The 12,938-nt window shown below is 39.6% G+C and carries 11 protein-coding genes and 1 pseudogene; 9 read left to right on the top strand and 3 right to left on the bottom strand.

Features of this window, described 5'->3' with window-relative positions; all coding sequences use genetic code 11:
* The 8 genes from D0T85_RS22800 to D0T85_RS13395 all read left to right on the top strand — a co-directional run.
* The coding region (locus tag D0T85_RS22800) for an Rpn family recombination-promoting nuclease/putative transposase (RefSeq protein WP_239060713.1) at positions 1 to 650 on the top strand (650 nt) is incomplete at its 5' end.
* A gap of 159 nt (positions 651 to 809) precedes the next feature.
* Positions 810 to 1,070, top strand: a complete 261-nt coding sequence (locus tag D0T85_RS13425; RefSeq protein WP_203558480.1) for a hypothetical protein — start codon at positions 810 to 812, stop codon at positions 1,068 to 1,070.
* On the top strand, positions 1,024 to 1,551 hold the full coding sequence (locus tag D0T85_RS13420) for a hypothetical protein (RefSeq protein ID WP_163214028.1): 528 nt from the start codon (positions 1,024 to 1,026) through the stop codon (positions 1,549 to 1,551). Before D0T85_RS13425 ends, D0T85_RS13420 begins: the two co-directional genes overlap by 47 nt.
* Positions 1,544 to 3,052, top strand: coding sequence for a RagB/SusD family nutrient uptake outer membrane protein (locus D0T85_RS13415; RefSeq protein WP_163214027.1), 1,509 nt, complete (start codon positions 1,544 to 1,546; stop codon positions 3,050 to 3,052). The genes D0T85_RS13420 and D0T85_RS13415 overlap by 8 nt, the downstream gene beginning before the upstream one ends.
* Positions 3,053 to 3,083: 31 nt before the next feature.
* Positions 3,084 to 4,550 carry a hypothetical protein gene (locus tag D0T85_RS13410; protein ID WP_163214026.1) on the top strand — a complete coding sequence of 489 codons (1,467 nt, stop codon included), beginning with the start codon at positions 3,084 to 3,086 and terminating at the stop codon, positions 4,548 to 4,550.
* An 82-nt stretch (positions 4,551 to 4,632) separates the two neighbouring features.
* Positions 4,633 to 5,988 carry a family 16 glycosylhydrolase gene (locus D0T85_RS13405; protein ID WP_163214025.1) on the top strand — a complete coding sequence of 452 codons (1,356 nt, stop codon included), beginning with the start codon at positions 4,633 to 4,635 and terminating at the stop codon, positions 5,986 to 5,988.
* Positions 5,985 to 7,325, top strand: coding sequence for a glycosyl hydrolase (locus D0T85_RS13400; RefSeq protein WP_163214024.1), 1,341 nt, complete (start codon positions 5,985 to 5,987; stop codon positions 7,323 to 7,325). The genes D0T85_RS13405 and D0T85_RS13400 overlap by 4 nt, the downstream gene beginning before the upstream one ends.
* Positions 7,326 to 7,391: 66 nt before the next feature.
* The gene (locus D0T85_RS13395) at positions 7,392 to 9,644 is read left to right on the top strand and encodes a glycoside hydrolase family 3 N-terminal domain-containing protein (protein WP_163214057.1); all 2,253 of its coding nucleotides are present in this window, start codon (positions 7,392 to 7,394) and stop codon (positions 9,642 to 9,644) included.
* Positions 9,645 to 9,712: 68 nt separating this feature from the next.
* On the opposite strand, the pseudogene D0T85_RS13390 reads toward D0T85_RS13395, so the two are convergent.
* The 3 genes and pseudogenes from D0T85_RS13390 to D0T85_RS13380 form a co-directional block, all read right to left on the bottom strand.
* Positions 9,713 to 10,162: pseudogene (locus D0T85_RS13390) on the bottom strand (DUF234 domain-containing protein); the annotation flags it as partial.
* A gap of 221 nt (positions 10,163 to 10,383) precedes the next feature.
* On the bottom strand, positions 10,384 to 11,709 hold the full coding sequence (locus D0T85_RS13385) for an ATP-binding protein (RefSeq protein ID WP_163214022.1): 1,326 nt from the start codon (positions 11,707 to 11,709) through the stop codon (positions 10,384 to 10,386).
* Positions 11,710 to 11,856: 147 nt separating this feature from the next.
* Positions 11,857 to 12,525 carry a helix-turn-helix domain-containing protein gene (locus D0T85_RS13380; RefSeq protein WP_163214021.1) on the bottom strand — a complete coding sequence of 223 codons (669 nt, stop codon included), beginning with the start codon at positions 12,523 to 12,525 and terminating at the stop codon, positions 11,857 to 11,859.
* 141 nt (positions 12,526 to 12,666) lie between these two features.
* On the opposite strand from D0T85_RS13380, the gene D0T85_RS13375 reads away from it, so the two are divergent.
* Complete coding sequence (locus D0T85_RS13375; protein WP_163214020.1) at positions 12,667 to 12,903, top strand: hypothetical protein; 237 nt, start codon at positions 12,667 to 12,669, stop codon at positions 12,901 to 12,903.
* Positions 12,904 to 12,938 lie beyond the last annotated feature (35 nt).

Genomic DNA, 12,938 nt, shown 5'->3' with positions numbered 1-12,938 from the left:
CCACATTTCCCATTCGCGAGCAAGCAGTGAAAGGCAAGAGCTGGAATTATGAGCTGAAAGCCGTTTATACAGTTGGTATCCTTAACTTTACGTTCGACAACAGCAACAACGATTATTACCATCACGAAGTAAGACTTGTAGATATAGCCACGCAGGAAGTGTTTTATGATAAGCTAACGCTCATTTACTTGGAGATGCCCAAGTTTAATAAAACCGAATACGAACTGGAAAACATGTTCGATAAATGGATGTTTGTGCTTCGTAATCTTTCCAGATTAATGGAACGCCCTGCTGCCCTACAAGAACGTATATTTACCCGCCTGTTCGAGACAGCCGAAATAGCCCGCTTCAACCGTAAGGAACTGGTTGAGTACGAAGACAGTTTGAAGAACTACCGCGACTGGTATAGTGTGATGGAAACATCCGAAAAGAAAGGATTGGCTAAGGGACTTGAAAAAGGTCGCGAAGAGGGGCTTGCCGAAGGACTTGAAAAGGGCCTTGCCGAAGGACGTGAAAAAGGACGTGAAGAAGGTCGCGAAGAAGGTATTCTTGAAGTTGCCCGCAAAATGAAATCCAATTCTATTCCTTTGCATACAATTCAAGAATTGACAGGACTTTCTTTGGAAGAAATAGAAAAATTAAACCCTTAAAAAACACCATCTGTCAACTTTCTTTCATTTATAAATCATTACTATTTCACTATGCTGCAAATCGTTGTTTCAAAATGCTGCATTTCACACTTTCGAAATGCAGCATTTTGTTCGAACGAAATGCAGCATTTCATCAATGCAAAATGCAGCATTTTGAAAATGGGCACTAAAATCTGCCCTACAACGCTTGTAGAGGGTGGTAAACAAGACTATTTTCTGTTTTTACTACAGCTTGAAGGTTATCAAATAACTAAACAGATGAATAATGGTTGGCAAGATTTATTTATGGCTGATTTTGTGTTCAAAAAAATCTGTTCAAAACCGAATAATCGCATCTTTTTATTTAAGTTTGCCCCACCAAACATCTATGAATATGAGAGAGAAAATAACCCCATCCACAAACCAACAACAGGAGCTTAACCTGATATTACGCGAACAACTTAAAAAAACAGTTCATCTACGACTATTTCGCAACACCAATCAAGAGATGGGCGAATATATTGGCTATAAACTGAATTCAAATAACAGCCTAAACAATATTCCTCCTTTTACTGCCCGTTGCATATTTCGCGAGTTGTGCAGCGAAACGCAGAAACAAATTGCACCAGATCTGGATTTGGAAGAGTGCCTTGCTGAATACGAAAAGGCGTCAAACTGCTATGAACGCTATATGAAAGGAAGAAAAAACATGCATCAGGAAGAAAATATTCATGAATTATTGAAGTATGCATATCTTGAAGATTATAAACTACCGGCAAAGAAAGCATTTCTGCAAAAAGTGGGGACTGCCATTGGGGAACAAGAAATTAGTATGCCCATTCTTTTATTATTAATACTGAAAGTGTTACCTGTATACACATCAAGAAAAGGCGATGTAAAAGAGTTTCCTCGAGGTGGATAACCCAACAGGCGAACCATTGGAAGAATATTATACAACAGATGAACATATTCAGGAAGCGTTGATCGCTGCTTACGACCCTATTCATTGGGCCGACTGGGGATTGGGACAATACAATGCCCTGAATATAGATGGCGAAATTATGGGTGATAACTTCTGGGTAGGTGGTGCCACCAAAACAGATATGCAAAACTGGCACATGCTGTTTAACTATGAAGGTAACGAAAACAACACACTTAGCTCTCTTTGGACAGTAGACTACTCAGGTATCAAACGTTGTAACGACCTTTTAAAATATTTGGGATGGGCAACAGATGTTACACCTGAAAACAGCAAGAGCTATGAAATGCAGGCTCGTTTGCTTCGCGTATTCTATTACAACATGTTGTGGCACTATTTTGGCAATGTACCTTTCTATCTGGAAAATCTTTCTGCACCTCCTTATACTGCACCACAGTATACAGCCGATCAGGTGTATGGTGAGTTGATTGCAGAACTTGAGGCTGTAATAGATTCGAAGGTGTTACCTATGAAATATTATAAGGGACTCAAAGATGGGAAAGTAATAGAGAATGATGAAGGCCAGTTAGGTCGTGTTACTCAGGCGATGGCTTATATGATGTATGCTGAAATGGTAATGTACCAGAATGATGAAGACCGTTTTCCAAAAGCTTTGGGATATATGAAAGAGCTTATTGCTAGTTCTGATTACCAACTGAACCCTAGTTACGCTAACATCTGGGAAACAGAAGGCGAATGGAGTATTGAATCCATTTGGGAAATCAACTACGAACAAACGAATAGTGAACGTGGATGGAGTAGTCCGTTGGCTGTTGGTGGTACAGTGATGCCTACACTGATTTCTCCCAACTCATTCCCCGGTGACGAGGGTTGGGGAAAAGGTAACGACGGTTGGGGATTTATGCCCATGCGTAAAGAAACCTATGAAATGTTCAACGCACAAGACAAACGTCGTGATGCTACCTGTTGGGTTATTGCCAACAATGTGGAATATACACAACGCTATCAAGACACCCACATCTGGTTGCAGAAGTACCGCCCATACGACAAAAATTTCAAGCAAGCTTCTTTCGACCAGAACCTGAACTATAACAACAACTACCGCTATTACCGTTATGCAGAAACATTGCTTAACGCAGCCGAACTTTCTCTTCGTACTGGTGGTAGCGGCAGTGGTGAAGCCAAAACATGGTTGAACGAAGTTCGTACCCGTGCCGGATTAACAGGACTCGATAATATATCGGTTGATGATGTACTAACCGAACGTCGTTTGGAGTTCGTAGGTGAAGGTAAACGTTACTTTGACCTGGTGCGTGCCGAAGGAATCAGTGGAGCATCAACCAAGAACAAAGCCACTACAGCACTTGTGCCCGATGAGTATGGTTATCGTACCAATTCCTGGACTGCCAAAAAGAAACACATTCCTATTGCACAGGGAGAGTTAGATAGCGACCCGGCTTTGATTCAGAACGATTATAAATAGTTTTCCTTAACTCTATTAAAGAATAAACAGTATGAAAAATAGTTTAAAATACATAGCAGGGGTGTTAATTGCAGGTTTGGCAATGACTGCATGTTCGCCTGAAGAATTTACGGGAGCATCGGAAGCTGGCATACCCAAATTGGCAGATTATAAACCAGTTGTAAGTGTTGATCAGGAAACCAACATAGCTACATTCAGTATTACAACAAATGATGGTGAAGCAGCTAAAGGTGTATATCCTATTTGGACAATTAATGCTGATAAAACCATTAAAACGACAGTTAATGGTTATCGCACTGCTGTTATTACCCTTGCCGGTGATTATACCTATTCATTGAAAGTAGGAAATAAAAATGGTATCAGTGATGCCTCGACAGAGGGGTTATTTACAATAAATACCACAAGATATGATTTCTCTGATGCTGTTTCAAAACTAACCAATAAAGACACAAAAGAGTGGCGAGTTTACAGTGCTAAGACCGGACATTTGGGCTGTGGACCATCTCCTACAGATCCCGCTGGATGGTGGGCTGCCGGTGAAGAAGAAAAAGCAAGAGAAGGTATGTATGATGACCGGATTTCTTTTACCACAGGTGAAAAACTTTCCGAAGGCACCTATAAGTATAGTGCAGGTGAAGATGAACTTACGTTCTGTAATGCTGGGGTTACAACTTTGGGGGTAACAGGTGCAGAAGGCGATTATAGCACTCCTTGTGTAGGTGTAAATGGTGCTTTGAGTGAAGTTACTTACAACTTAGGTTATAATGCCGAACTGGATTGTGTAACCATTACATTACCTGCTAAAACGTTGTTTCCTTATATAGCTAATGATGCACAAATGAATGGTGAAATAACATATCTGGTTACTGAATTGACTAGCAAAACCATGACTTTGGTTATTGATCTTCCTGGCATCAGCTGGCAGATTATTTTGGTGAACGGAGACGACGAGGCTGTTGAAGAAGGATTTGATCCGGAGAAAGTTAACTGGTGCACAGTAGATGCTCCTGAGAACTTAGGTGCCGGTTTCAACACTAAGGGTGAAATGACATTCTGGTTTGCTGATTCAGGATGGGCGCAGATTGGTGATCCCGATTTCTCTTATGCAGATGGCGTTTATACCATTACAACAAAAGATGCTACGTCAGATCCATGGCAAGGACAATGTACAATTAAAGAAGTTCCTTTGAATATTGAAGGCGGTGAGTATTACGATATAGCTTGCAAAGTTGTAGCAAACGTGTCTGTAGACCGGTTTACTGTTAAGGTAAATAAGGATCCGGATGTGGATGGTGATCCTAATGCTCTTTTCGCTAAAACCAATGTAGTTTTAAAGAAAGGAGAAAATATTCTTCGCTTTGCAAAAGTAACAGGTATGAATGGCAATGATCCGGTTTCTTTTGACCAAGCCAAGTTAATTTTCGACTTAGGTGGAACTCCGGCAGATGTAACTATCCAGATAAGTGATATTATAATTCAAAAGCATAACCCAAAGTAATGTATTTAATTATGAGGATGTGTCAAAAGTTCTTTTTTGACACACCCTCACATACATCAATGGTATAAAGAACAATAAATACATGAAACATTTAAATCTGATATTACTTTTTTTATTGCCTTTTATTGCTTGCAGTAACGACAAAGCAAATGACCCTCCAACAGGAGATGTAATGCTGACATGCTTGCCCGAAAAAGTAGAAGCCAATGCAACAAAAGAAGAGTATACATTGAATATTACTTGCAATGGTGAATGGACTGCTTATGCCAGTGATGATTGCACTTCCTGGGTTGCAATAAAAGTGAATGGCGCACTGAATAAACAGGGAACAGTGATTGTTACAGTTCATGCGAATAACGGACAAGAACTGCGCAACGGTTCTGTGGTCATCAAATCGGGAACCAAACGTATCACTATACCTATTACGCAGGAAGCCCCGATGTCAGTTTCCAAAAGTGAAATCTATGCTCACTCCACTGGCGAAACCCTTATATTATCTATTGTTGCTACACAAGATTGGAACGTAAAATCTAACGATAGTTGGATGAAGGCCGAAAAGACGGATAGCAAAACAGTGGCTGTTACCACCGAACCTAATGACAACAAGACTTCCCGCAAGGGGACACTCGAAGTAACCTCGGGTACAGAGAAGATCACAGTAAGTGTTATCCAAGAATCGGCCGAAGATCGTGATATCAACACCCCTGAAGGCTATCGTCTCGTTTGGCACGATGAGTTTAACGAGGGTACCACCCTTGGTAGTGACTGGACACACGAGGTGCAAGGACCAGGATGGGTAAACAATGAACTCCAAACCTATGTGAATGGTTCGGCTGACAATAAGCGTGTCACTGAATTGGTAGACGGCAAATTGAATATCAACTGTTTCAAAGGCTCCGATGGTAAAATTTATTCAGGACGTGTTTATGCCAAAGTAAGCAAAGGATGGCTTTACGGATATTTCGAAGCACGTATTCAGCTTCCTAAAGGAAAAGGAACATGGCCAGCTTTCTGGATGATGCCGGTAAACAATAATTTCTCTACCAATCCCTGGCCGGGTTGTGGCGAGATTGACATCATGGAAGAAGTAGGAGTTGATGCCAATATTGTGTCGTCTTCTATTCATACTCAAGTTTACAATCACACCATAGGCACCCAGAAAACTGCGTCTCGCAATATCGGTACAGCCGAATCGGAGTTTCATGTTTATGCCTGCGAGTGGACACCCGAGTATCTGAAATTCTTTGTCGATGGAACAGAATTGATGACATTCGCCAACGAAGGAACGGGCAAAAGTGTATGGCCATTTACATATGCTTTCTATCCTATACTTAACTTGGCATGGGGTGGTGACTGGGGTGGATATAAAGGTGTAGATGAAACTGCTCTACCTGTAACAATGAAAATAGACTATATAAGAGTTTTCCAGAAACAATGAAAGTAAGTACATATATTTGGTGGATAGTATTCGTTCTTCTTATCTCATGCGATAGTTCAAGCAAAATAGGAGAACCGGAAGTACCAGAAGAACCGGGGATTGATATTCCCGATCCTGTTTCGCAATCGCGTAGTGCGAAACGTGGTGTTTCTTTCAACTTCGATACTACCAGAGACATTGATCTGTTAGCAAAAGGAATCTCTTGGTCGTATAACTGGGGACCGGATCAGATTGAAAGATACGATCAACCCTTTCAAAACAACGAAATGGATTTCTGTCCTATGGCTTGGAATGGTATCGATGCTAACAAACTTCGTGCATACAAAGCACGTAACCCACAATGTAAGTATCTGTTAGCTTTTAACGAGCCCAACCTCACCGATCAGGCTAATATGACTCCTGGTGAGGCTGCGGAAAAATGGAAGGAGGTAAAAACCATTGCTACAGAATTGGGACTGAAAGTTATTTCGCCAGCCATGAATTATGGTACATTGCCAGGTTATGGTGACCCCATTGTGTGGCTCGACGAATTTTTCAAACTGGTTCCGGTCAGTGAGTTCGAAGGCATTGCTATACATTGTTACATGTCGTGGCCATCTGCAACGAAAAGTTATATTGAACGCTTTAAAAAATATGGTAAACCCATATGGATGACTGAGTTCTGTGCTTTTGAGGGCGAACTGACACCTACAATGCAGATGAAATACCTGAGTGACATTGTTAACTACATGGAAAGCGACCCAATGATTGCCCGTTATGCGTGGTTTATACCTCGTGGTGATGAAGGGGTGAATGATTATCCATATATGTTTCTTTTAAATAAGGCACAGCCTGCCGGATTAACACCGTTGGGAGAAGTCTTTGTGAATATGTCTTCGCTAGACAGAAACATATATTATGTACAAAACCAAATAATTGAGGCCGAGCATTATGCTGCCAGTTGTATATCCGAGGGCGTAGGTAAAGATGGATGGGTAGATGGTCCGTCACTGCAACCTACCACCGATCCGGAAGGCGGAATATTAGAACTTGTCAACTTTACGAAGGGCATGTGGGTAGAATATCAGGTCGAAATGTTTCAAACAGCAAACCACGATATCCAACTAAGATATGCTGCTACGCTCGACTCAAAGGTTGTTATCAAATTAGATGGGGATGTGGACAACATCGTAATAACACTTCCTGCCACAGGTGTAACAGAGAATGTGTGGAATACCATATCCCGACCGATTCCGATGACGACAGGAAAACATACATTAAGACTAGAAGTTATTCAGGGAAGAATATGTTTAAACCGGTTGAAAATTGGAACTATATTCAAGAATGGAAGGAGTTAGTAAAGCCAAAGCGATAACTCCCTTTAACTCCTAAAGGAATCAGAAACTGTAAAAAGAAAAACTATGATGAAGAAACTTAAAGCACTATCTGCCTGTTTACCTTTTTTGTTTTTGTTTTCATGCGCACAACAGCAGCACGATAACAAAGATAAAGGGTTAGAAACCAGAATAGACAATCTCCTCTCTCAAATGACCCTCGAAGAAAAGATTGGCCAAATGAACCAGATTAGTTCTTTTGGTAATATCGAAGATATGAGCGGCCTCATTAAGAAAGGCGAAATAGGATCAATCCTTAACGAAACCGATCCGCAAAAGATAAACGCATTGCAACGTGTTGCCATGGAAGAATCCCGCTTGGGAATTCCCATGATCTTTGCACGCGATGTAATTCATGGATTTAAAACCATATTCCCCATACCGTTGGGTCAGGCTGCTTCGTTTAATCCGGAGATTGCCGAAGTAGGCGCCCGTGTAGCAGCAATCGAATGTTCGTCGGTAGGTATCCGTTGGACATTTGCCCCAATGATTGATGTTGCACGGGATCCACGTTGGGGACGAATGGCCGAGGGATGTGGCGAAGATACCTATCTTACATCTGTAATGGGAGCCGCTATGATAAAAGGATTTCAGGGAGATTCATTGAATAATCCTACATCTGTAGCTGCCTGTCCTAAACACTTTGTGGGTTATGGAGCTGCCGAAGGAGGACGCGATTATAACTCAACCTTTATTCCCGAACGTTTGTTGCGCAATGTATATCTGCCGCCTTTCGAAGCAGCAGCTCGTGCCGGAGCCGCAACCTACATGACCTCATTTAACGATAATGATGGCGTTCCATCAACTGGAAATAAATTTATTCTGGAAGATGTTCTCCGCAAGGAATGGGGATTCGATGGCTTTGTTGTAACCGACTGGGCTTCGGCCTCCGAAATGATTCCGCATGGATTTGTAGTGGATGAAAAAGACGCAGCATTGAAATCTGTTAATGCCGGAGTAGATATGGAAATGGTAAGCTATACCTTTGTGAAATATCTGCCTGAGTTAATAAAAGAAGGAAAGGTGAAGGAGTCTACAATAGACAATGCTGTGCGAAACATTCTGCGCATTAAGTTCCGTATGGGACTTTTCGAGAATCCGTTTGTGGATGAAGAACAACCCTCTGTATTATACGATACTCCTCATTTGGAAGCTGCCAAACGTGCTGCCATCGAATCGGCTATTTTGTTGAAGAACGACAAAGGAATATTACCATTGAATGGCAATGTAAAAACAGTAGCTATAGTAGGTCCGTTGGCAGATGCCCCACATGATCAGATGGGCACATGGGTGTTCGATGGTGAGAAATCGCACACACAAACGCCGCTCCATGCAATTCGTGAGATGTATGGCGATAAAGTACAAATAATCTATGAACCAGGCTTGGCTTATAGTCGCGATAAGAACACGGCTAATATATCCAAAGCTGCGGCAGCCGCTGCAAAAGCAGATGTTGTTTTGGCTTTTGTGGGCGAAGAGGCTATTCTTTCGGGAGAAGCACACTGTTTGGCCGATCTGAACCTGGTTGGTGCTCAATCCGAATTGATAGCTGCATTAGCTAAAACCGGTAAACCTGTAGTAACTGTTGTAATGGCCGGCCGGCCGTTAACTATTGGTAAAGAAGCCGAGTTATCTTCTGCTGTATTGTACAATTTCCATCCCGGAACAATGGGAGGTCCTGCAATTGCCGATTTATTGTTTGGTAAGGAAGTACCAAGCGGAAAAACTCCGGTAACGTTCCCCAAAATGGTTGGTCAGGTACCGATGTATTATGCACATAACAATTCGGGCCGTCCCGCACAGAAGAACGAAACGCTGATAAATGATATTCCGCTGGAAGCCGGACAAACATCATTAGGAAATACTTCTTTCTATCTGGATGCCGGATTCGATCCGTTATATCCGTTTGGCTACGGTTTATCGTATACTACATTTGAGTATAGCGATGTAAAAATAGCATCTTCCCAATTGAAGAAACAAGATGTGCTTAGTATTTCATTCAGCCTTGAAAATACAGGTAAATACAAAGGTACAGAAGTTGCTCAGTTGTATGTTCGGGATAAAGTAGGTTCTGTAACCCGTCCGGTGAAAGAACTGAAACGCTTTACACGCATAATGCTTCAACCGGGTGAAAAGAAAACTGTAACATTTGAACTTCCAGTTGCAGAACTAGCATTCTGGAATATAGATATGGTTAAAACTGTCGAAGCAGGCGACTTTGGTTTATGGGTTGCCGGCGACAGTCAAAGCGGTAATGAGTTAGTTTTTAAGGTAACAGATTGAATTTGAGGTAAAACCGCCCTCGTGGATTGGAGGGGTGTCGAACTTTTGGCACTCCTCCATTATTGTTATTACATATCGTCCAAAGTTAAGTACTTTGTCTCAATTTCGTATTTGAAGAGTGCTTTTTTTCTAATCGCTTCTACTTTCGCGTTAAATAATTCAGGCTTAAAATTCTTACGCTGTCGTTTCACTTCGCCAACTAAAGCTCGTTTATCATCCGCATAGATGCCAACAATATCTATTTCGTTTTGTTCCGTGCTTTTCTTTCCTTCCCACCACGAGCCGATGTTGCGGAACTCATGACTTTCCATCATCTTTTGGCGGAAATACATTTCAAGAGTTAACCCCAAATAGGTCGGATAATCTTTCTTTATGATATCAGCTAATAACGGTAAATTCTGCGATTCTATTAAATCATTGTATTTGATGAAATACCTAAACCAAAAACGTAAGAACATATCAGATATCTCATAACGCACTGTTTGAGTTCCTTCTTTTGCAAATATTGGGCGCTTCTTCTCCTGACTTCATCACTTTTTTTAAGTAGTTGCAACCGGGTTTTTAGGACTGACCCTACATAATCGTGTCTTTTAAAAAGAAAAACCCTCTCAGATTAATTCTGAAAGGGTCCCCTGAGGTTCCTGGCGGATTCGAACTCTATTTCTTTTGTACTGATAATCAGAAAGTTATATTTTGAAAATCTGTTGTTCGACCAATTTTCGAACAATATTTATTGTTATTACATATCGTCCAAAGTTAAGCACTTTGTCTCAATTTCGTATTTGAAAAGTGCTTTTTTTCTAATCGCTTCTACTTTCGCATTAAATAATTCAGGCTTAAAGTTTTTACGTTGCCGTTTCACTTCACCAACTAAAGCTCGTTTATCATCCGCATAGATGCCTACAATATCTATTTCGTTTTGTTCCGTGCTTTTCTTTCCCTCCCACCACGAGCCGATGTTGCGGAACTCATGGCTTTCCATCATTTTTTGGCGGAAATACATTTCAAGAGTTAAGCCCGAATAGGTCGGATAATCTTTCTTTATGATATCAGCTAATAAAGGTAAATTCTGTGATTCTATTAAATCATTGTATTTGATGAAATACCTAAACCAAAAACGTAAGAACATATCGGATATCTCGTAGCGCACCGTTTGAGTTCCTTCTTTTGCGAATATCGGGCGTTTCTTCTTAATCAATTCATAATCTTCTTCCAAACGCTTTAAATGCCCTGTGACACTCGTATCTCCTAAAGCTTCTTCTATTTCTGGAATTGTATTCTTTCCGTTAGCAATAGCAGTAAGAATAGAAAAGTAGTTTCCGTATTTACGTCCAAACTCTTGGATAAGTAAAATATTTCCCTCGCTTAAAAATGGAGATTCAGAACGTATCATAAAATCAACCATCGCTTCTATATTGGTTGCCCCTTGATTCATGAATAGCTCAATATACTTTGGGACACCGCCAGTAAAGGTATATAATGCCAACAGATCATCGTTCGAATAATCTGATTTATAATCTTTAAGAATATCCTTAATTACATTTGTAGAGAAAGGGGATAGCTTCATGAGACTATCTGCACGACCATACAAAGGTTCTTTGTATTCTTTAAAAATACGATTCATCAAAGTATAAACTGAACCGCTTATTATCAGGTTTACATTCGTCTTTTTTCTGTATCTATCCCAAATGTCTTGTATTTGGCTGTAAACAACTTTATTGATGTAAAAGAACTCTTGAAATTCATCTATAATCAAGTTGTATTTCTTTCGCTCTCCCAGTTCCATCAAAAAGGTAAACAACCGAGCAAAGCTTGTTTCTTCGGGAACAAATATATCAAACTCACGCACTATCGTTTCTGCAAAGCTTTTGCAAAGAGCAGCTTCGTTTCCACGATTTACAAATAAATAGACTGTATCTGTTCCTTTGCAACTTTCTAATATCAGACTTGTTTTGCCAATACGCCTACGCCCTGTCAGTACAGTCATTTGAGAATGCTCCTTGAAGGATAAATCTCGCATCTTGCTCAATGCTTCCAGTTCTGTTTCACGATTATAAAACTTCATATCAATCTTCTTTTTAAATATCACGACCGTAATTATCACGGCTGTTATATTTGCAAATGTAATGCATTATTTTAAGAAGAACAACTATTCTGTTTATTCTTAGATGATTTTCAGCTGTTTATTAGAATTTATAGTTCGAATAATAATCTAAAAGTTATTTTGTTCCTTTTTGATTAGCCATATTTTAGGTTTCAATAATATAGAATCGTTTAAGAAGTAAGTTTTTAGAATTACATCTATGTCTTTTGCAGAAAACATTTCTTCTCGGATGAACGGCTTAATTGTTTCATCTCTTAATATATCATATAATTGAGCTAATATATTATCGCATATCAATTCTAATCTTCTCAATTCTTCTTTCGGGAAGTGACCTAAAGTGATGAATAAATTTCGTATTGATTCATCTTGCATTGAGCGAGTAAACAAGATAGTATCATCAATTTGCATTTCTCTGTCAATCAATGATTCTGTTTCTTTAATAAAAGCTTTTAATTCTGTCGATTCTTTTAGCAAACGTTCCTCTTCAACTTTAAATAAAGTTCGTATATCATATTCATAAGTGAATTTTAAGGATGCTTTTAATTCCTCAAAAAAAGTCTCTTTTTCCTCTTGCTCGGTTTGAAGGAAATAGCCAATGCCTACATCAAAATATTGAGCTATAGCTTCTAGTGTTGATAGCTTAGTTGTATTTTGTCGTAACATTAAGTGAATGGTTTGCTCTGAGATACCTATATCAGAAGCCAGTTTCTTCAATGGTATATAGTTTTTCTCACATAATGTTCTGATTCTACCTAAATCCATCATATTATAATTCATATAAGTTAAATTATATAAAAAATATAGCAATGGCTAAAGTTTTTATATAATTGACATTTTATTTTTTCTATATTTGCAGTGCAAATCTAAGAATAAAAAATAATAAATAGAAAGATTCAATAATATTATAATCCTTCAATCATGGAAAAAATAATTGTAACAACACCGACAGAGCTTGAAAGTATCATAGAAAAGGTATTTGATAGAAAAATTGTTCCCGAAGAAAAAGTCGAAAAGACATATAGTATTAATCAGGTGGCAAAATTACTTGGTCGCTCTCACAAGAAAGTTTCCGATTTAGTTGCCCTTGGTGTACTGAAAACGACTCCAGATAATCGAATATTCGAAAGCTCGATAAGGGCTTACAATAATAAATAATACACGACAGCGGTTGTGTAATTTCTCAATCAATT

It is taken from the genome of Bacteroides sp. 519, from assembly GCF_010500955.1.
Lineage (GTDB): Bacteria > Bacteroidota > Bacteroidia > Bacteroidales > Bacteroidaceae > Bacteroides.
Note: the sequence above shows the minus strand (reverse complement) of the source record. Positions and strands in the feature narration are given on the sequence as shown.